The following is a 20,485-nucleotide window of genomic DNA, read 5'->3' as shown; positions in this document are numbered from 1 at the left end:
GTGAAGTCATTAGCAACCTATTATTTTTTATGGTATCTAGCCATTTCTGTCGTTATGCCTTACACCAGTCTATATTTCAGCGATCGCGGCTTTAGCCATACAACGGTTGGTCTCATCCTGTCTTTATGGGCTCTGGTCAGCGTCATTGCCCAGCCCGTGATGGGCATGATTAATGACCGAATCAACAATCCGCGCAAAATTATCATGATCTGCGTCATCATTGCTCCGATCCTCGGGCTTGGATTTCAGCTTATGGAGGGACTTGCGGGAATTCTCTTCTTGTCTATTTTCTTTGCATGGTTTCAATCCTCTGGCGGACCGATAGGCGACGCGATGTCTGTAGAAATTGCCAGCAAAAAAGGTTTTTCCTTTGGCAGCGTCAGATTATGGGGAGCTTTAAGTTATGCGATAGGTACCTTTGCTACAGGCATTTTATACGAAAAATACGGCTACAACGATATCTTTATTTATTATCTTATTGTGAGTATAACCGTCTGCTTGGCGCTCATGCTGCTTCCAGCAACGAAGGTTACTCGTAGAAATGTGACGTTATTCGGCCAAATGGGCGAGGTTATTCGCAATAAGCCGTTTATGATCTTTGTCGCTACTAGCATGCTGATGATGATGTCTGCATCGATTAATATGAATTTTTTGCCGTTATACTTTAAGGAAATGGGCTTTGATAAGAGCTGGATCGGCAGTGCATTTGCGATAGCCGCTATTATTGAGGTGCCGATGTTCTGGGTGGCGACGAAGCTAAGCAAGCGAATAGGCAGATACCAGCTGCTGTGCGTCGCGGCTTTGATCTATGGCATCCAATATTTCGCGATGTTTTTCTTCGACAACGTTTCATTGACGCTGGCGGTTCAACTGTTAAATGGGATCGCGTTCGCTTTTGTCGCGGGCACAGCTGTTGAAATCGTACAGAGCTATGCGACTGAGGGCACGAAAGCGACTTTGCAAACGGTATATGCGGCTGTAACCTGGGGACTTGGCGGCATTGTCGGCAATGCGATGGGCGGCGCGGTGGTCGATTACTTTGGCGCGCCATTCCTTTATTTGATTCTGTTCTGTTTGTGTCTGACGGCTTCGGTGCTGTTTTTCGCAAACAAGCATCATGAGCGCAGAAGCCAAACAAATTCTATTGTTTAATGGCTGCTCAAAAAAATAGATATAGAAAGTAGTCTTATTATCATCGGATGAGCTCATTTTGCTGAAATAGATCTAGAAAGTAGTCTTATTGTTGCTGTGAAGCGACCGGATGGCGCAGTATGCGTGGTTCAGATGAAAATAGAACTAGAAACTAGTCTTATTATCTTCCAATTAGCTCATTTTGCTGAAATAGAACTAGAAAGTAGTCTTATTTTTGCCGAGAAGTGACCGGATGGCGCAGTATGCGTGGTTCAGGTGAAAATAGAACTAGAAAATAGTCTTATTATCATCGGATGAGCTCATTTTGCTGAAATAGATCTAGAAAGTAGTCTTATTGTTGCTGAGAAGCTGCCGAATGGCACTTTAAACTTACATTTGCTAAAAAAGGGGCAGTCCCTCATGGTCTGAAATGACCGGAGGGACTGCCCTTTTCCTATGTTTAGAGCGCAATTAACCGAGAATCGGCGGCTCGTGATCTGTCATATATTTTTCAGTCAGTATGGACAGCAACTGGATACCGACCTCATTGTGTCCGCCTTCGGGAATGATTAGATCGGCATATTTTTTGGATGGCTCGATAAAAGCCTCGTGCATCGGCTTGACCGTCTTCAAGTACTGGTCATGAACGGACTGGATCGTCCGGCCGCGCTCCTCAATATCCCGAAGCACACGACGGAGAATACGTACATCGGGATCCGTATCGACGAATACTTTGATGTCGAGCAGCTTCCGAATGCTCTCTTCCGCGAGCACATGAAGTCCTTCCAATATTACGATATTGTTCGGCTTAAGCTCTACCGTTTCTGTTGTGGATGGAGCATAAGCGACAAAGTCATAGACTGGCGCGTAAACGGTTTTCCCTTCTTTTAGAAGCAGCAGATCTTGAGCGAGCAGCTCGATATCAAAAGAGAGAGGGTGATCATAATTGATCAATTCACGTTCAGCCATGCTGAGATGCGAATAGGTTTTATAGTAGTTATCCTGAGATATGAAAGTTACTTTTTCTGATCCAAGACGTTCAATGACAGAGCGTGCAACCGTAGTTTTTCCCGAGCCGGTGCCGCCAGCGATACCAATAATAAGCATGGTGATTCAGTAAACCTCCCTAATAAAATTGCCATAGCAATTTCAGTATTGTAGCACAGAATACGGGAGCATGCTATTTCTTACTCATGGTTTAAAATGTTAAAATGAAAAGGACAGGCTACATCATTTAGAAGGAGTGTTGATCTTGAAGTATAGAAGACTCGGAAGCACAGAACTAAATGTGTCGGTAATCGGCATCGGAACCTGGCAGTTTGGAGGAGAATGGGGCCAGGAGTATTCGCAGAACGAAGTCGATTTGATTCTCGATAAAGGGCGTGAGCTTGGCATCAATCTGATTGATACCGCAGAATGTTACGGTGATCACCTCTCAGAGTCACTCATTGGAGATTATATCAGCCGCCGCAACCGCGAGGATTGGATTATAGCAACAAAGTTTGGCCATCATTTCCACGAGCGCTTCACGCGTACCGACGTATTTGACGCCGAAGGTGTTGTAGCTCAGCTTGATGCTTCACTGAAGGCGCTAAAGACGGACTATATTGACCTGTACCAGTTCCACTCAGGACCAGACCAAGCATTTGATAATGATGTGCTGTGGACCACTCTGGATAAGCAAATTGCAGCCGGTAAAATCCGTTTTCTTGGGACGTCTATCGGCAGCAATGACAATCTGCATCAGACAGAAGCATCAACAAAGGTGAACTCTCGCGTCATTCAGGTCGTATATAATCGACTTGACCGTCAGCCGGAGGAGAGAGTATTTCCAGCATGCGAGCAGCAGGATTTGGGCGTGCTTGCCCGTGTTCCGCTAGCGAGCGGCTATTTGAGCGGCAAATATAAGCCGGGGGCCGTGTTCGGTGATACCGATGTACGCCACAGGCATGATAAAGAGAACACGCGGCTTAAGCTGCTGGAAGTAGAAAACATTCAGCGTGAAGAGGTGCCGCAAGGTGTCGATATGGCGAGCTGGGCGCTTGCTTGGTGCTTGAAGCACCCTGCCGTAACGGCTGTCATTCCGGGCTGCAAGGACCCGGCTCAGGTTGAAGCGAACGCAAAGGCGGCAATGCTTGCAGTCGAGCCTCACCCGCAGGATCGCAGCAATTAGTCTGTCAATATTTACGAGCAGGTGCTGTCTCATAAGGGATCGCAGTGATAAAAGATTATAGAATAGTTAAGTCGGCTGGTGAGTGATCATCAGTCTTTTTTATGTCAATTCAATAACTGATTTCGGCAGGCTTGACATACAGGTTGCGAGTGGTTTACAACCATATACAGAGGCAAGAGGAAATTACTAGATGCATTTGGAAAATGAAGTAAGCGCAGGAGGAGCAAGCTTGACGACCTTATATCAATTAAATACGATTTTTATTAGCATGGTGATGGAAGCTATTCCGTTTGTCTTAGTCGGTGTTCTTATATCCGGATTGATTCAAACTTTTGTGAAGGATGGATGGCTCACACGCATCATGCCGCGCAACCGTTATCTGGCTACCGTATTTGGTTGCGGAATAGGTATCTTTTTTCCTTCCTGTGAATGCGGGATTGTCCCCATTACTCGAAGGTTAATAAACAAGGGCATGCCGCTGCATGCCGGAATTGCATTTATGCTTACTGGACCAATTATTAATCCCATTGTTTTATTCTCCACCTATATCGCTTTTGGTAATGACTGGGAGATGGTTGGTGTTCGGGCTGGGCTTGCTATCGCGGTAGCGTTCTCTGTATCGATTATCCTGTCGTTTATGTTCAAGCAGCTTCCGTTCCGCATTCAAGACGAACAAGCTGCCGCGGCCATGGAGCCTGGCTTGGAAATACCTGCTGCTTCCCGCGTTTCATCCGGTAAGAAACTTTATGAGGTGGTCGTGCACGCGATTGAAGAGTTTTTCTCCGTCGGCAAATATTTAGTGCTTGGTGCATTTATCGCTGCATGCATGCAGACATTTGTACCGACCTCTTATTTACTTCATTTAGGCAGCAATCCGGTCACTTCTTCATTAGTGATGATTGCTCTAGCTTTCCTTATTTCACTTTGTTCGGAGGCGGATGCCTTCATCGCAGCTTCCTTCAGAAGTACATTTACGGTAGGCTCACTATCGGCTTTTCTTGTTTTTGGACCGATGATCGATATTAAAAACACGCTCATGCTTCTCGGAACATACCGCAGTAGATTTGTCGTCGTTTTAATTACACTTGTAACGTTGTTTACGCTGGTAGGATCGTTGCTTGTAGGGAGGTTTTTCGGGTGATTCGTTTCGTTATATTGTTCGGATTTTCTTTTATGTTTTTTATGCTGCATTATACGGGAGATATTAATAAATATATCAATATGAAATATGCTTACCTATCCATCAGTGCCGTCGTTATTATGGGTCTGTTAAGCATCTTTGAATTTGTTCGCGTCTCACGCCAGCAGATTGCCGAGGAAAAAAAGGAGGCGGCGCTTGCCGCAGGGGGACATGCAGAAGAGTTGGAATGCCGTCATGAAGCACATGATGATCACACTCATCATCATGATCATGGCCACACCCATGGCAACGATACGAGGCTAAAACGATTTATCAGCTACTTCATTTTATTTGTGCCAATATTTACAGGGCTGTTCCTGCCTGCTTATGCGCTTGATTCAAGCTTCGTAAAGGCAAAAGGCTTTTCCTTCCCGAGCTTTGACGAAAACATCCAAAACAATCCTGGCGCCCACCAGTTCCTGAAGCCGGATTCTAGCGTTTTTTACGCCAAGGACGATTATGTTAATGTCAAAAATAAAGAACTAGAGCAATTTATAAATCAGGATGAAGTCATTTTGACGGACGCAGATTATTTGAAAGGCATGGAAGTCATCTACAATACCCCAGAGGCATTTATGGGCAAATCAATCGGGTTCGATGGGTTCGCCTACAAAGGACAACAGGTGGACGGCAACCATTATTTTGTTTTCCGGTTTGGCTTCATTCATTGTGTGGCGGATTCAGGCGTTTTTGGCATGCTTGTCGAATTTCCGAAAAACACGCAAATTAAAGATGATGATTGGGTGCATGTAAACGGTAAACTGACGTGGGAGCTTTATCAGCCCTTTAAGCAAACGATTCCTGTTCTAAAGGTGACCGACTGGAATCCAATCGAGACTCCCAAAGATCCATATGTCTATCGTTCCACTTAACGGGGAAGCAGTAAGAAGCCGATACGTTCAGAAGAGCATTAAAAAAGTCGTTGTCTTGTTGCATTTAGCGACAAAACGACGACTTTTTCAGTATTAGCTCAAAAGGTTTTTAATTAACCTTTTAAACAACTATTATAGCTTAAAGCACTGTTACTTCATTACGGTACCTTTCAAAATCGGATACCCGGCATTCCAGTTTCATCCGTGTGCCTTCTGCTTCGTAGTCCGTTGCATGCACATGCGCATGCTCGTTAAAGTAAGCAACCAAGCGCCCTTGGTTGAACGGAATCAACAGCTCGCATTCCATATAGTCGTCGAAGACATGATCGCGAATAAGCTGAATAAGCTCATTTAATCCAATATTCTTTTTGGCGGATAGGTAGACGTTGTTATCACGTACTTCCGGATATGGATGCTCCGTCATATCACATTTATTGTATGCATAAATCGTTGGGAGATTGTAAGCTCCCAGCTCCTTTAACGTCTCATTCGTAACCGCAACAAGCTGCTCATAATCGTCATGGGCGTAGTCGACGACATGTACGAGCAAATCAGCTTCAGTTACTTCCTCTAAAGTTGAGCGGAAGGCCTTCACCAGGTGATGGGGAAGCTGGCTTACGAAGCCGACCGTATCTGTGAGCAAAAATGATTTGTTGTCAGGCAAATCAATACTGCGAACCGAGGTCTCCAGCGTTGCAAAAAGCATATCCTTGGCAAATACCTGCTTGGTTGTCTCTGGATTGTATTTCTCAAGCAAAGCATTCATCAAGCTGGATTTCCCCGTATTCGTATAACCGACGAGACAGACGACAGGCACCTCGTTCTTCTGCCGCTGCTTCCGCTGAATTTGACGCCGGGCTACCAGCTTCTCAAGCTCGGCTTGCAAAGCAGTGATCCGCTCTTCGATACGTCTGCGATCCAGCTCAAGCTTCGTTTCACCGGCGCCTCTGTTCTTGAGACCAGCTCCGCCGCCTTGCCGCCCCAAGGATGCGCGAAGTCCGACAAGCCTAGGAAGCATATATTGAAGCCGAGCAACTTCGACTTGCAGCTGGGCTTCTCTTGTTTTGGCGCGCTCCGCAAAAATATCCAGAATGAGAATCGTTCGGTCAATGACCGTCCGCTCCAAAGCGGCTTCCAAATTACGAATTTGAGAGTGGGAGAGCTCATCATTGAAAATAACGACATGCGCGTCATGCGCTTCGAGCAGGGCCAGCAGCTCTTGGATCTTTCCAGTCCCAATGTAGTGAGACGGGTTAATGCGTGCTGCCTTTTGGCTTAGCTCATCAACGACCTCGATATAACAAGCGGAAGCTAGATTGCGAAGCTCCTCCATGGAGTATTCAAAGTCGGTTTGATTTTGAAGCTGAACTCCGACGATAATCGCCTTTTGTTTTGGTTGTTCCATTATTCATCATCCTTTTAACGGTTATTTAAAAAATAAAAAACACAGGCAGCTCTGCCTGTGTTCACCGTTATTGGTAAGAGGGTATCAGTAAAAATATCCATAAGGAATCCAATATCCCTTATCAATATGGATTGATGGTCTTCCATATACGCTGAAATAAACGTATGGAAATTCCGCTCTAAAGGCAAATACGCGAGTCGGGATGCTCCCTACAATAGTCGACGTATTCTGTTTATATGGGTTACCTTCAAAATGGGCAGACCTATCCTGAGTCCCCTGCACACAGGCAGAGCTTTGGCGCTATTCAATTAGCAGCTGCGCAAAGACCTAACTCGGATATAGTCTATCACACGTAACCCTCCGTTCATTTAAATTAGCATCAGTGTAGCACAAAGGGCTATTTCACGGCAAGTCAAAAGGAAAAGAGTCCCTTATGAATCGCTCCAATCCTGACGCAAAGTGAAGAGCTCCTTCAGCTCATCGGTTGATAGCTCCGTGATCCAGCCCTCAGAGCTGGAGATGACATTTTCACTGAGCTGCTGCTTATTTTCGAGCATCTCATCGATGCGTTCCTCTAGCGTGCCAAGCGAGATAAATTTATGAACCTGAACGTCGCGCGTTTGCCCCATACGGTACGCCCGATCGGTTGCTTGATTCTCAACAGCAGGATTCCACCAACGGTCGAAATGGAATACATGGTTAGCAGCGGTCAGGTTTAGCCCAACTCCGCCAGCCTTAATCGACAGAATGAACACATTAGGCTGCTCTTCCGGCGGCAATTGTTGCGACTGGAACCGCTCAATCATGCGGTCACGCGCCAGCTTGGAGGTGCTGCCATTCAAATATAATATCGGCTCCTGCAGCTCCTGCTGCAGCACGCTTTGAAGCATTTCCCCCATACCGAGGTATTGCGTGAAAATAAGGCAGCGTTCGCCTTCATCTCGCAGTTCTCTCACCATGGCGAGCAGCCGCTCAAGCTTAGCCGATCGGCTTATAATCCGCTCTGTATCCATTTGCTCGCCAGCGGGCGCAGAGCTGTCCACCAAAGGTTCTTTCGTTAGCAGCATCGGATGATCGCAGAGCTGCTTCAGCTGCATAATGGACGATAAAATGGCGCCTTTACGTTCGATGCCTTCAAGCTTTTGCATGCGATCCATAAGCTGATTAACGGTTTGATTATAAAGCGCGCCTTGCTCGGCTGTGAGATGGATATACGTTTTCATTTCATTTTTGTCCGGCAAATCAAGCTGGATCGCGGGGTCCTTCTTCTTGCGCCGCAGCATGAATGGCTTAACGAGCTTCTGCAAATCTGCGGTGCGCTGAACATTGCGTTCCTTTTCAATAGGATTGCTGAAGCGCTGCTGGAAACCATGTGCACTCCCCAGAAACCCCGGATTCATGAAATCATAGATGGACCACAGCTCCGATAAACGATTCTCGATCGGCGTGCCCGTCAAAGCGATACGATGCTTCGCAGTAAAGCTGCGAACGGCTGCGGATTGTTTCGTTTGAGCGTTCTTTATATTTTGTGCTTCATCCAAGCAAATCGCTGTAAAAGTAATGTCCTTCAGCATGTCCTGATCAAGAGTAGCGGTTGCGAATGAAGTTAGTATGACATCGGCGCTTCGAATCTCCTCAAGGAAATGTTCTCCTACGAGGCGTTTGCTTCCGTAATGAAGCATGACGCGCAGCGATGGTGCAAAGCGGCTAATCTCCTTCTGCCAATTGCCCAGTACAGAGGTTGGGCAGATGATGAGCGATGGCATGTGTTGCTCCGACTCTGCTGCGCTCTCCTTGAGATTGAGCAAATAGGCGATAAGCTGAACCGTTTTGCCAAGACCCATGTCGTCGGCCAAGCATGCGCCAAGTCCGAATCGACGTAAGAAGGACAACCAAGCGTAACCTTCCTGCTGATAAGGTCGAAGCTCGGCACGCAGCCCGGCAGGGACAGCAAGCATAGGCCATTCGGTTCGTTGATTTAGCTGGCTGACCAGCGTCATCAAATGCTCGTTCAGCTCAACTTCCAGCTGAATACGATGCTCTTGCTCTGCTTCGTTTTCTTGCTCAGGCTGATCATCCCCTTGCTCGTTGCCGCTTCCCAAAAGATGCAGCTGAAGAACATCTTGAAACGATAAACCTTCGGCGCGGTCAATGCCCGACATCGCTTTGCGAATTTGCGCGAGCAAGGCGGGATCAAGCGATACCCACTGTCCTCGGAAGCGAACGAGCCGCTCATTCCGGGCAACAAGCTCATTAAACTCGGATTCAGTCAGGTCGGTGTCTCCAATGGCAATGCGCCAATCGAATTCGATTAGTGTATCCAGTCCAAATAAAGATTCACCGGAGCCCTCTTCTCGTTTACTTGTGCTGATCTTAGCGCGAAGGCGTGGTTTCTTACGGCTGGCGGTCTCCCACCAAGCGGGAAGCAGTACCTGCCAGCCCGCGTCTAATAAACGGGGGCTATCTACGGCAAGGAACCGCCACGCGGCATCATTTTTCAAGGGGACGTTTAAAATATCGTCACGCTTGCCCGCAAGCAGGTTTGTCGGCAGGCAAGCACGCAGACGCTCCAACCAGCCTGAGGAACGCTCACGAATAGAGGGAGACCAAGAAGCAGGCCATGAGCCGTAAGCTTCGCCTGTAGCAGACAATTTAACAGGTACAATAACCGCTTGATCGAGCTTGTCCTGCAAAATAAGCTTAAGCTGCCACGGGTCATCCACATCAACGGGCTCGATAAGCTGAAGCATTGGCCGAAATGGAGCTTGATCGGCTTTCCAGCCAATGGCGATCAGCCATGCCTGAGCATCCAGTCCGGCGGTTATGCCATCCTTGGCAAAGAGGAGCGGGTATTCCCTGCGCAAATCAGCAGCAGTCGTTTCTGTGCCATAATAAGCGTCAAATACAGCAGCAGAAAAAGCAGCAAGCAATCCCGTCTTAAAGCTATCGTCTGTTTGAGTTTTTCTGATCATGCTCTGAATTTGTTCGTTTATTGCAGCACTATCCCAGCTCCATTGGAGCTTTCCTGTACGGAAGGCTGAGAAGCTTGGTATAAAGCGATGTGCAGTTATTTCAGCTGCTAACAAGGGGGCGAGCGCAACAAGCATTCCAGCTTGCTCTTCCCATATCCATTCCACGTGCTCAAGCACCGTGTTTTCCGCAAAAAAAGGAATAACCTGCTCGGCTGGAAGCAATACAAGCTCTAGTCCTTCAACCTGCTGTACTTCGAGTTCTGTGCCGTAAAAGGAAGGCGTATGCCAGGCGAACAAGCTGTGCTTCAAGCTGACGCCGGGCAGGAAGTCGCTCATGCCGCTCATTCCGTATAGGAGAGCATCGCCATGTGTCGTTAAACTAGCGTATACCGTAATTGTTTTTGTAAACTTGCTCATGGTATAAGTTTTCCCCTCCGAAGCTCTTCCTGAAGCGCACGAAGGCGGCTATGGCTAGAAGCGAACGCTGCAATAAACGTTTCCCAGCGCTCCTCGTCTTTCCTTTTCTTGTACAGCTTAGCCAGCCGTTTGAGCAGCTTCACAGCAGTTTTGTAGCCAGGTCTATTTTTGAGCAGCACATATCTTTCTACAGCCTGATGATAAAAGGGCAGCAGCAGCTCCGGCGCATGTTTCTCAATAGGGGCGAACACCCCAACGCGATAGTCAAGCGGCTCGGTTCCCGTGCTGAGCTGATAATCGATCCATTGCTGCCATTTGGCATGACGGAGCAGTTTTCCTTCGTAAATAGAACTAGCATAGGGAAGCGATTGAATGAGAGGCGCCCACATCAGCTGCTCCGCATCTGGAATATGTTCAATTACCCCGTCCCAGTAGCTATAAAAGATTTCCAAGGCGTTAATTCGGCTTTTCTCTACATACGGCTTCGTTTCCACTAACCAATTCGATAACCGCTGCCACTGCTCTTTTTCAGACATCGTGGTTAAGACATGAAATAAGTCACCTGGACGAAGCTCGTTACCGCTGCTTATTTCATTTAGTTTGCTCCACGCCTCTTCGTCGCGTTGTAAGAAGAAGTTCATCCACACCTCGGCAAGCAGCAAAGGGTAGCGGGAGAGCGCTGAGCCGGGCTTTGATGGTGCGGCATTCAATTGCTGCAGCTCTTCTAGACATAGGCTCATATCGTTCTGGTTAGGGATAATCCAGTATTGCCATAACCAAAAATAAGGATCGGAGAAATACGTCTTTGATCCTGATTCCGCCAGCATGAGCCTGCGCAAGAAGGTTAATGTTTCTTCTAGGCACTGCCTATAGTCGGGCCCATCGGTAGGATCGGATTTTTTTTGCATGAGCTCAGCAATAGCAAGCTGTACATCAGAAATAGCAGCATGTGTATGGAAGCCGATAAAGGAGCCGGAATGTCCCTTTTGATCGGGAATAAGATTAAGCAGCAGCATCAGAATATGAAGATGAGCATGCAGCTCGAATAGATTATTTTGTGCAGAAGAAAGCTTAGGCTTTATCTGATTAATAGCTGTAATTGCACTGCGTACATATGCGGCATTTCGAGTAAGGTCAGACAGAGACTCGGTACGAGATTTAAACAGTGCGTGCCACTCTGCGACGTTCATTTGTTCAATTGGTTTCATGACGAAGTGGTCTCCCTAACGAATAAAATCATTTTACGAATCAGCTAATTATACCATTTATTTCGCTTATGGCTTGGAGTATAAAATGCATGTACGCTTCAGTTTGTCTTTCCTAAAGCACCAAAACATTTTACAATATAAATACGGCAACAAATGAACGACTGTCTTTATCGGCAGAAAGGAAAGATGACAGATGGCAATTCAAGAAATCCAAGAAGAAGACTGGCTAAAGCTTAATCGGATAGGGAATGGTAAGGATGCGCTGCTGTTTTCATCACCGTTTTGCGGAACCTGTAAGGTCGCCGAGCGAATGCTGGAAATTGTGGAAGCGGCTGAGGTTCCAACGACCTTGTATAAAATAAATATAAATTACGCCCCCCAGCTGCGAAATGCTTGGAAAATTACGAGTGTGCCTTGCCTTGTTTTATTGAAGAACGGAGAGCCTTATCAGTTTGAATATGCGATGCGTTCAGTTGATTATTTGTATAAGCTTATGAAGAACATGGATTAACGGGGATGATTTCTCCGTAGAACGGCCGAAATTTATTTTTATTTACTATAAAATTTTTATCAGGTGAAGATTATAGTGCTGTTCGTGTTATAATTGAGAGGTGCAGTCAATAAAGACCATTGACTATGATAAAGGAGTCGGAAATATGCAGGTAGTATTTGAAGACTGGGATCAAAAAGTAAAAAAAACATTTAACGCAACTAGCAAGCAGGTTGTATTAACCGTTACCGAGGCCGGTGACCTGTTAGGCCTGACTAAGGACCAGATGAAGGTTTATGTGCTTAAGCATAACCTCACTAAGGTTGCGATTAATCGCAGCGTCCACAGATATCTATTACTGAAAAGCGAAATAGATGAGATCCTAGGTAAAGCCTAATAATTGCGATAAACCACAGCCAAATATGGGCTGTGGTTTTTTGTTGTGATTACACCCCATCTGAGGAGGTGTGGACGTTATATGGAGGATATGGCAGGATGTTTTCGAATGACGGCTGCTCGTTTCCGCTCACTCCGCCTTAGTCAGCATTATTAGAAATAACGCCACTGGTTGCTGTTTTTCAATAGGAGTCGTATTCGTTATACTTAAAGCGACCGATTGGAAAACATTATCTGGAGGGTGATTTTACTTGACTTATATGGACATGTTAGGACGTCGGAGCATCATTTTGAAGCGGAATATCGGCAATTTAATTATTAAAGACAACAAGCAGGGACTCAGCACGCAGGAAAGTCATTTTTACCAAAGCATGCTCAAGGAATGGCATCAAAATGCCAATGAATTGAATTCAGCTAGAAAACATTCTTAGTTGATCGGTAATTATTGAAATTACATTACTTGCAAAAAAAGCCGGGTGTCATTCTGACATTCGGTTTGCTGTGAGTAATTTTTTCATATAGCTATAAATGATATTCTTTTAGGAATGATGAGTAAATGAACAGGAATGCTTATGGTATACTACATAGATGATAAAGGTTGGCAGCAATAATTAAACGGGGGTTTCTTGCTATGTTGGCGGTTGAAAAAGCGGTGTGCCTCACGATAGATGAAGGTCCTGCTGAAGATTTTATGCAAAAGGTCAATTTTCTAAACGCAAAAGAGATTCGGGCGATTTGGTTTTGTATGGGCGAAGCATTGGAAAGCTGTTCTGAGGAAGCGATAGCTGCGATTAAAGCAGGCCATATCATTGGGAATCGCGGTTATGATCATGCAGATTTCTCTGTTATCGGATTACAAGACGTAAAAAGGCAGATCGAGCGAACCGACCGTATTATAGATGAGCTGTACGATAAAGCAGAAACGATAAGGCCTTCTAAGCTGTTTCGTTTTCCATTTATGCAGCATTTGTTAGATGAAATGAATGATGACCATTTCGAAGGTATTCAACGTGTACTGGATGAGCTGGGCTATCAGCAGCCATTCTTCGAGAATGGCAGCCCAAAAACCGGATTGCATGTGGATTGTACTTGGGATACGTTCGATTTTGAGCCGGCGGACGTTATGGACCAACATCATGATTTACAAGCAACAAGCAGACAAATTATAATGATTCACGACTGGATCTCGGTTACTCCTTTTCAAGCATTAATGGAAAAGCTGCTTGCAAAAAATGTAGTTTTTCAGCTCCCTAAGGAAACGACTCTTCAAACCGCATCCATTTAGCAAGCAATCGCATGATCAAAAAGGAGTACAGCTCGTCTCTATGGTTTCATAGCAGCGGCGAACGGTACTCCTTTTTTTTGCTGCAAGCAGTTATTGCTGAATACATGCTGAACAAACAAGAATGAACGAAACAAAGTAAGCGCTTCATGCGTTTAAGTAAAAAAGAACATTTATACAAGAGGGGGCGATGGTTGATGCACTGGATTCCCGCTAACAGAAGCGGCAGGTGGTGGCTACTAGCTGGAGCATCCTCCTTGCTTGTTAGCCTGTTATTATGGTTGATTCGTTTTGTTATATTGGGCCAGCCTTTCACAGGCATGCACGCTTTCCGATTTATGCTGCTCGCAGCCATATTATCTTTTTTATTTGGATTTATCGGCTGGCTTGGAGCGAGAAAGCTATGGTTGTTCTCCAATCTTGGGATGCTAATTGGTCTTATACTGATGGCTATGTATTCCAAAGGTTTGACTGGATGGGAGGACCTGATTAGTTTCCTCGTATTTTTAGAAGCAGTAGCAGGAGGTTTTATGGCAGGGCTGATTGTTGAGGGTGTTTATTTCTTTAGACGGATATCGAAGAAATAATAGGCTGCCATAAAAATGTTGCAACTGGCTGTTGCTTTTTCCCGTCATACAGAGTGAAATGGAATAATGAGGTAAAAATTATTCTAATTTGTTTGGTGACGGAGCTGATCTTATGTGCCAAGAGGCAATGATAAGTTTGGAAATAGAAGAAAAAATGAAGTTGAATGGTGTTCCGGGATTAGGAATTGCCGTTCTTCAGCATGGACAAATGGTGTGGCAAGGAAGCTATGGCGTACTTGAAGCGAGCATGCAGCAGAAGGTGACAGAGGAAACTTTGTTTCCTGCTTGCTCCATCAGCAAGATGGTAACAGCTATTGGTGTGCTTCGTTTAGTCCAAGAGGGCGTACTTAGCTTGGAGGAGGATGTTAATCGTTACTTAGTTTCCTGGCAGGTACCCGAAAACCAGTTCACTCAGCAAAGGAAAGTAACGCTGCGCAGTTTACTGGCACATCAATCGGGAATTGTGGATGCACGGGGGAGCTATGAACCTTATCAGAAGCAAGACCCTTTCCCTACGCCAAGAGAGCTTCTCTTAGGAGCAACGAAATATCATTCCAAACTAGTTGAAGTTGCTCACCTGCCAGAGAGTCGATTCTCTTACTCGGATGCAGGTTATTCTGTTTTGGAGCAAATCCTTGAGGATGTATCAGGAGAAGCCTTTTCGGCTGCTATGGAGCGGCTTGTTATGAAGCCGCTTGGCTTAAAACAAACTATTTTCTGGGATGGTATCGCAAACGAGTCACTGAACACATCCATGGGTCATGATAAACGGGGACAGGTGGTTGAGGGGAAGAGAGCGCACTATCCCAATTTATCCGGAGCAGGCTTGTGGACAACGCCTTCTGAATTGCTAGTATTGGCATGCGAGATCGTGAAAGCTTGGAATGGCGATCCTAATGGTATTTTGCGGCCAGCGATGGCAAGAATAATGCTTACGGGTTATGCGAGCGATAAAGGTGCAGGCTTAGGCGTATTTCTTCCTGATGCTGGAGAACAGCTCTGCTTCGTTTCTCAAGGCTGGGGAGTTGGTTCTCAATGCAAGCTGGTTGGATACCCGCGCCAAGAAAGCGGTATAGCAGTGATGATGAATGCAGAGCCGGGCAAATCTCAAAACGAGTCGTTGATCGGTGAGGTCATTCGGGAGTTATGCAAGCATTATGAACTGCCAATAGTGTAGGCTGCTTCTTCGAGAATCATATATCAAATTTAATAATTTGATTGAAAGGTGAATATGGAGAATATTTCAGGTCATATCATACACGTCTTTTTACATTTTGTTGTAGGCGCCAGCTTGGCCTATTTATTTTGCGGGAAAGCGGCTGCATCCAAGGTGAATCGCAAGGTTCTCTTCATTTTCGGCGGTGCAGCTGCTATTTCTCCTGATATTTCGAAGCTTTACGGAGACCTGCTTGGTCACTCCATTTGGCTCGTACCTGTGATTGGTTTGTTTTTTGCTGCATGTTATTATGCATTCCAGAGGGAAATTTCGTTTAAGAAGGCTTGGCTGATATTGTCTATATGTGTTTTTAGCCATTTATTTATAGATTTCATCGGCAATGGCGTAGCTCCCTTTTATCCTTTTATTAAAACGGAGTCTGATTTCTTTATTGTAAATAGAAACGACACTGTTCTTTTAATTACGCTGACCACTGCTCTCATTATCGGGGCATCTACTCGGAGAAGAAGGCGTATTTTTTTATCAGGACTAATCCTTGTTGCTTTGTATCTTGGAGGGTTGTCGTTCTCGAAGCTGCAATTGCAGCATGCATTAGAAAAAAAGTATAAGAACGAAAACATCTATGTCATGCTCACCTTTCCAAGAGAGGGCTTTAAGTGGTCATTCATGGTGAGGACGGATGAAACAAGTGTAGACGGCTATTCGCCTATAGCAGGCTTGGACATACATATTGAACAAGAAATGAACAAATCAGGAGAGTGGATCAATGTTGATAAACAGTGAAGAGGATATTATACAGCTTGTGTATAGAGATGAGTGGATGATGAACATCTTACGAGAGGTTAGCACGCTCCAGCTTCCAGATTGGTGGGTATGTGCAGGTTTCGTTCGCAGCAAAATTTGGGATACCCTTCACGGATTTACGGAAAGAACGCCGCTGGCCGATGTTGATGTCGTTTATTTCGATCCTTCCAACCTAGACGAGAAGATAGAGAAACAACTGGAAAACACATTAAATCAGATGAACCCTCACGTACCTTGGTCCGTTAAGAACCAAGCTCGAATGCATGTAATCAATAACAATCCTCCGTATTCCAGCTCCACAGACGCCATTTCCAAATTTCCAGAGACCGTAACCGCTCTAGGCTTGAAAATAGATCAGCATGACAAACTCGTGTTAACTGCTCCTTGTGGAATAGAGGATGTTCTAGAAATGATTGTTAGACCATCACCTTTTTACTTGGAATACGAGGATCGAATCGCCATTTATGAGAAGCGGCTTGAGCAAAAGAGGTTTCAAGAGCGCTGGCCTAAAGTACGCCAATGAAAGCACGCACGGTATTATTTGCAAAGAGGAGGGTACTCCATCAAAAGCAGCTCTACCTAAATGTTAGGAGGAGAACGCTGTGAAACCGTCAAAAAGATGGGTATTGATCATCGTAATCATGTTATGGCTTGCGGTTGGCTGCGAGAATAGTGTGCAGCAAGCAAATGAACCAAAGCCTATTCTCCCTATTCTCGATCAGATTCAATCGGTTACCGTTACAAGTATCAATGGTTTGTCAGAAGGGCTTTCTCTGCTTGAACAACAGGCGGATATAGCCCTTTTGCTGCAGGGCTTGATGGATGCCCATCCGTCTTATATTGATGATCCGGAACCATCTGGTCTGATGTATGAGGTGGAAATGAAGAGTGACAAGCAAGCTCAAACCTATACCGTCAATGATCTGCGCACAACTGACTCGCTTGATACGGGTGTGAAAATCTATACAAAGGACAACGACGGTCAAAGCCATGCATGGACCCTTCCGAGTGAATGGATTCGGTTGCTGCTCGGTATAAATGCTGTTGATCTTGAGGAGCCGATCCTGTCCATCAGTGCGAATGAGGACAGCAGCAGCGTTATTGTGTTATCGAATCGCAATATGAAACGTGAAACCGTCCGCGATGCGATTGCAAATACGCTTGCATTCAGCGGGATGGCAGCGAATGAGCAGCCGAAGTATGACATATATTGGAGTGACTCTCAACGATTTGTTGTCCGGTTTACGAACCTAACAGCAAAGAGTGCTGTGCAATTTCAGCTAGATGCTGTGCAAGCGGAGACGGGGGAGTCGTTTGTAAATAAGACTCAGAAAAACCGGAATCATGCGACTTTGAAGGGTAGATGATGATGCTAAGGACTTCGATAACGCAAGAAGAAAGTTGTCTCTGACATAATGAAAAGCTTTTGTCCGTTTATCCTATTGCCTGTTTGGGTAAGCATAAAATAGCAGTGCTGGGATTGAAAGCAGGCAATAGTGGAATGGTAATGGTAAATAAAATGTTGCGGGGGAGAAAATGGAGCCTAAAGCAGAACGTCAGAGTTTTATGCAGCTTATAAAGAAAGGGAATAAATCTTCCGCTGTAGCGATGATCGGCAATGCGTTCATCGCCGCCATAAAAGGGTTCGCAGCGGCCTTCAGCGGCAGCGGCGCGATGTTTGCTTCCGCCATGCATTCATTGGCAGATGCGATAAACCAAGGGTTTGTTTTTGCCGGAAGCATTCTTGCCGAGAAAAAACCGACGCCGAGGTTTCCGACCGGCTTTGGGCGTGTCATCAATATTTTCTGTATGATTGCCGTCATCGTCGTTACTATTATGGCTTATGAAACGATTCGTGAAGGCTGGCATCTCATTTTGCATCCAGTTGCAAGTGAAGGTTTTTGGCTAAACATTGGGGTTCTGGTTGTTAATTTAGTTATTGACGGGCTTATATTAGTCAAAGCAATGAAGGAAATTATACACGAAGCGGGAGCGGAGGGGAAAGGTCTCGCTATTTTCTCAGCTGCCTTCAAAAATGTAGGGCGTTCTGCTCCTGCTACACGATTAGTTTTCTATGAGGATCTTGTCGCCGTTTCGGGAGCTGCCTTGGCGATGATCGCGGTCATCATAGCTGCATTTACCTCGTTTAAAACGGTTGATGGTGTTGCAACCCTGTTGATTGGTCTGTTAATGGTTGGTGTTGCTTATCGTGTCGGCTACGACAATATGATCGGACTCATTGGTGTTTCTGCCCCGAAGGAAGTAGCAGACAAGGTGTCCCGTATTATTTTTTCCGAACAGAGCGTAACCGATATTTATCAAATGCGCATTCTACAAGAGGGCCGCTATTACCACGTTGAGGCGTACTTGGAGCTGCAGCCGGGATTAACGCTTGCGGTAGCTGATGATATTAAGTTCCTCGTTCGCGCCAAGCTGCTTGAGGACAAGGATATTGCAGATGTGACATTAGGGATTTTAGAGGATGACGGCAAAAGAAGCTGGAATCCAATTGAATCCAAATAGAAAAACTGCACCTCCAATGTTAGATGGTGTCTAACATTGGAGGTGCAGTTCATAGGAGCTGGCTTTTGCTATTTACGTGCATTGCAGCTGCCCTACAACAACGATCCGTTCACGGAGTATATCAAGGTATTTCCTCTTATTGACTCAGCATGGGAAACAACTGCTTCAGCTCCGTATCACTCGGTCTTCTGCCATAATCTGCAATCTCGAATGGCTCTGCATACTTTGTTTTTTCTGACTTCCCATCTTCGTATAGTCGATCCAGCGTCGGAAGCATCTCCGATGAAACCTCAATAAAGCTGCTCCAATATTGCAAAATATAATCCTTCCTTGCATCCCACGTCTGTGGAACCTGATCTAGCAGATTACGCTGCCATGGCGCAAACTCATAGAATTGGGAAGCGTGCGCATCACAGCCAAGCAGCTTCTTCTCAATAACAGAACCAATATCGACGACCAGATCGGGTGAGTAAGCATGCCTCTTTCCGTAGTCCGGCATAAGCAAGAAAAGAGGGGATTGCTCTAAATATGGGGCATCTGGCACAGAATTAGGTACCTTCGCTATAAAATCCGCAGCATCTCTCACAATTCTTCCTGCATTGCGATTATCTACATGTCCTGCACCTTCAGGATGGAAGGTAATGACGACATCGGCCTTCCAATTGCGAATTTGGCGAATAACTTCTTCTCTTACTTCAAAGCTATTCGTCAGACGGCCATCAGATATATTCAATATGCTATAGTCAAGAACACCCAATCGTCTAGCAGCCTCATATGCCTCCTGCGTTCTTCTATCCACGAGCTCTTGTCCGCTAATTGAGTAGTGTCCGCAATCTCCATTGGTTAAGGAAACGAATTTAACTCGGTGTCCCATTTCTGCGAATAAAGCAGAGGTTCCTCCCGCATAAATTTCCGGTTCATCCGGATGTGCAGCAATGACAATTATATTTTTTTGTTGTTGTGTAGACATCTTTTTTCTCTCCTCCTGTATGGTAACCCAAAACCATTATCCCTTTACTGCACCTGCTGTCAGCCCTTTAATAACCGTTTCTTGTGAGAACATGTACAAAACAAGTAGTGGTACGATTGAAATCGTGATGGCTGCCATCATAGCGCCATAATCTGTACCATACGCATTCGATACGAGCGACAAGAGGACAGATATAGGCTGCATCTCTCTTATTGGCAGGTAGACGAGTGGTAACAAAAGCTCGTTGTATGACCAAAGAAAGACCATAATAGACACCGTTGCAAAAATAGGGAAGCAAAGTGGCAGCGTTATTTTATAATATATTTTCCAAATGGTTGCCCCATCCATGACCGCCGCTTCCTCTAGTTCTCCAGGCAAAGAAGCCATGAAGCCTGTTATCATTAGAATAGCAAAGCTCAAATTGCCAGCTACTTGTGGGAGAATAACGGATAAATAGGTTCCATTCAAACCCAGCTTCTCGATGATAACGAAATTCGGAATAATAACAGCGAACTGCGGCAGCAGCATACAGATAACAAATATAGACGTGAAATACCCTTTAAATGAAAATTGAAATCTCGCTAGTACAAAAGAAGCCAACCCGCCAAAAAGGGAAACACCTAATACAACGGATCCCGAAATGATCATACTGTTCATAAAGCCTTTAACGACGTTAATGTTGCCATATTCGTTCAACTTCAAAAAGTTAAATAAAGAGTAGCTTTGTGGTAGAGCGAATGATTGCGTTAAAATTTCTTCGGACGTTTTGAAGCTATTGAGCAGCACCCATAATAGCGGGACGATCGTTGTGCATGCCCATAAAATCAGGAGTGCATATACGCCGAACTTGACCGCACCAGGCTTTACTAGTCTGTTAACCATCTAAAATATCACCTTC

General features: G+C 45.4%; 20 protein-coding genes. 14 read left to right on the top strand and 6 right to left on the bottom strand.

Going from position 1 to position 20,485, the window contains the following annotated elements:
• Nucleotides 1-1,152 carry an MFS transporter gene (locus ACIFSR_RS06540; protein ID WP_430055944.1) on the top strand — a complete coding sequence of 384 codons (1,152 nt, stop codon included), beginning with the start codon at nucleotides 1-3 and terminating at the stop codon, nucleotides 1,150-1,152.
• Between the two features lie 450 nt (nucleotides 1,153-1,602).
• On the opposite strand, the gene udk is transcribed toward ACIFSR_RS06540, so the two are convergent.
• A complete protein-coding gene (gene udk / locus ACIFSR_RS06535; protein WP_430055941.1) occupies nucleotides 1,603-2,238 on the bottom strand; it encodes a uridine kinase in 636 nt (211 codons plus the stop codon).
• A 145-nt stretch (nucleotides 2,239-2,383) separates the two neighbouring features.
• Here udk and ACIFSR_RS06530 point away from each other — a divergent pair, with 145 nt between their 5' ends.
• The 3 genes from ACIFSR_RS06530 (at nucleotide 2,384) to ACIFSR_RS06520 (ending at nucleotide 5,356) form a co-directional block, all read left to right on the top strand.
• Entirely contained in the window at nucleotides 2,384-3,304 is a 921-nt protein-coding gene (locus tag ACIFSR_RS06530; RefSeq protein WP_430055938.1) for an aldo/keto reductase, read from the top strand.
• A 190-nt stretch (nucleotides 3,305-3,494) separates the two neighbouring features.
• Complete coding sequence (locus ACIFSR_RS06525) at nucleotides 3,495-4,445, top strand: permease (protein WP_430055935.1); 951 nt, start codon at nucleotides 3,495-3,497, stop codon at nucleotides 4,443-4,445.
• On the top strand, nucleotides 4,442-5,356 hold the full coding sequence (locus ACIFSR_RS06520; RefSeq protein ID WP_430055932.1) for a TIGR03943 family putative permease subunit: 915 nt from the start codon (nucleotides 4,442-4,444) through the stop codon (nucleotides 5,354-5,356). The genes ACIFSR_RS06525 and ACIFSR_RS06520 overlap by 4 nt, the downstream gene beginning before the upstream one ends.
• A gap of 139 nt (nucleotides 5,357-5,495) precedes the next feature.
• Here the strand turns inward: ACIFSR_RS06520 and hflX are convergent, their stop codons facing one another.
• The 3 genes from hflX to ACIFSR_RS06505 form a co-directional block, all read right to left on the bottom strand.
• Entirely contained in the window at nucleotides 5,496-6,761 is a 1,266-nt protein-coding gene (gene hflX / locus ACIFSR_RS06515) for a GTPase HflX (protein WP_430055929.1), read from the bottom strand.
• Between the two features lie 431 nt (nucleotides 6,762-7,192).
• Nucleotides 7,193-10,150: a DEAD/DEAH box helicase gene (locus ACIFSR_RS06510; protein WP_430055926.1), complete on the bottom strand. Its 2,958-nt coding sequence runs from the start codon at nucleotides 10,148-10,150 to the stop codon at nucleotides 7,193-7,195.
• On the bottom strand, nucleotides 10,147-11,358 hold the full coding sequence (locus tag ACIFSR_RS06505; protein ID WP_430055923.1) for an SWIM zinc finger family protein: 1,212 nt from the start codon (nucleotides 11,356-11,358) through the stop codon (nucleotides 10,147-10,149). Before ACIFSR_RS06505 ends, ACIFSR_RS06510 begins: the two co-directional genes overlap by 4 nt.
• Nucleotides 11,359-11,551: 193 nt before the next feature.
• Between ACIFSR_RS06505 and ACIFSR_RS06500 the strand changes: the two genes are divergently transcribed.
• The 10 genes from ACIFSR_RS06500 (at nucleotide 11,552) to ACIFSR_RS06455 (ending at nucleotide 18,617) form a co-directional block, all read left to right on the top strand.
• Nucleotides 11,552-11,869 carry a thioredoxin family protein gene (locus ACIFSR_RS06500; RefSeq protein WP_083682069.1) on the top strand — a complete coding sequence of 106 codons (318 nt, stop codon included), beginning with the start codon at nucleotides 11,552-11,554 and terminating at the stop codon, nucleotides 11,867-11,869.
• Between the two features lie 145 nt (nucleotides 11,870-12,014).
• On the top strand, nucleotides 12,015-12,245 hold the full coding sequence (locus ACIFSR_RS06495) for a hypothetical protein (protein WP_053373130.1): 231 nt from the start codon (nucleotides 12,015-12,017) through the stop codon (nucleotides 12,243-12,245).
• A gap of 250 nt (nucleotides 12,246-12,495) precedes the next feature.
• Nucleotides 12,496-12,675: a hypothetical protein gene (locus ACIFSR_RS06490; RefSeq protein ID WP_076268579.1), complete on the top strand. Its 180-nt coding sequence runs from the start codon at nucleotides 12,496-12,498 to the stop codon at nucleotides 12,673-12,675.
• A 200-nt stretch (nucleotides 12,676-12,875) separates the two neighbouring features.
• The gene (locus ACIFSR_RS06485) at nucleotides 12,876-13,529 is read left to right on the top strand and encodes a polysaccharide deacetylase family protein (protein ID WP_430055919.1); all 654 of its coding nucleotides are present in this window, start codon (nucleotides 12,876-12,878) and stop codon (nucleotides 13,527-13,529) included.
• Nucleotides 13,530-13,723: 194 nt separating this feature from the next.
• A complete protein-coding gene (locus ACIFSR_RS06480; protein WP_430055917.1) occupies nucleotides 13,724-14,113 on the top strand; it encodes a hypothetical protein in 390 nt (129 codons plus the stop codon).
• Between the two features lie 136 nt (nucleotides 14,114-14,249).
• Nucleotides 14,250-15,290 carry a serine hydrolase domain-containing protein gene (locus ACIFSR_RS06475; RefSeq protein ID WP_430055914.1) on the top strand — a complete coding sequence of 347 codons (1,041 nt, stop codon included), beginning with the start codon at nucleotides 14,250-14,252 and terminating at the stop codon, nucleotides 15,288-15,290.
• A gap of 54 nt (nucleotides 15,291-15,344) precedes the next feature.
• The gene (locus tag ACIFSR_RS06470) at nucleotides 15,345-16,073 is read left to right on the top strand and encodes a metal-dependent hydrolase (protein ID WP_430055911.1); all 729 of its coding nucleotides are present in this window, start codon (nucleotides 15,345-15,347) and stop codon (nucleotides 16,071-16,073) included.
• On the top strand, nucleotides 16,057-16,617 hold the full coding sequence (locus ACIFSR_RS06465) for a nucleotidyltransferase family protein (RefSeq protein ID WP_430055908.1): 561 nt from the start codon (nucleotides 16,057-16,059) through the stop codon (nucleotides 16,615-16,617). The genes ACIFSR_RS06470 and ACIFSR_RS06465 overlap by 17 nt, the downstream gene beginning before the upstream one ends.
• A 79-nt stretch (nucleotides 16,618-16,696) precedes the next feature.
• Nucleotides 16,697-17,461: a hypothetical protein gene (locus ACIFSR_RS06460; protein ID WP_430055906.1), complete on the top strand. Its 765-nt coding sequence runs from the start codon at nucleotides 16,697-16,699 to the stop codon at nucleotides 17,459-17,461.
• 169 nt (nucleotides 17,462-17,630) lie between these two features.
• A complete protein-coding gene (locus ACIFSR_RS06455) occupies nucleotides 17,631-18,617 on the top strand; it encodes a cation diffusion facilitator family transporter (protein ID WP_430055904.1) in 987 nt (328 codons plus the stop codon).
• A gap of 136 nt (nucleotides 18,618-18,753) precedes the next feature.
• Here the strand turns inward: ACIFSR_RS06455 and ACIFSR_RS06450 are convergent, their stop codons facing one another.
• On the bottom strand, nucleotides 18,754-19,587 hold the full coding sequence (locus ACIFSR_RS06450; RefSeq protein WP_076268572.1) for a PIG-L deacetylase family protein: 834 nt from the start codon (nucleotides 19,585-19,587) through the stop codon (nucleotides 18,754-18,756).
• 36 nt (nucleotides 19,588-19,623) lie between these two features.
• Nucleotides 19,624-20,469 carry a carbohydrate ABC transporter permease gene (locus ACIFSR_RS06445; RefSeq protein ID WP_339206230.1) on the bottom strand — a complete coding sequence of 282 codons (846 nt, stop codon included), beginning with the start codon at nucleotides 20,467-20,469 and terminating at the stop codon, nucleotides 19,624-19,626.
• Nucleotides 20,470-20,485 lie beyond the last annotated feature (16 nt).

Source organism: Paenibacillus sp. NRS-1760 (assembly GCF_050467785.1).
Lineage (GTDB): Bacteria > Bacillota > Bacilli > Paenibacillales > Paenibacillaceae > Pristimantibacillus.
The sequence above is the reverse complement of the archived record's forward strand: the minus strand, read 5'-3'. Positions and strand labels throughout refer to the sequence as shown.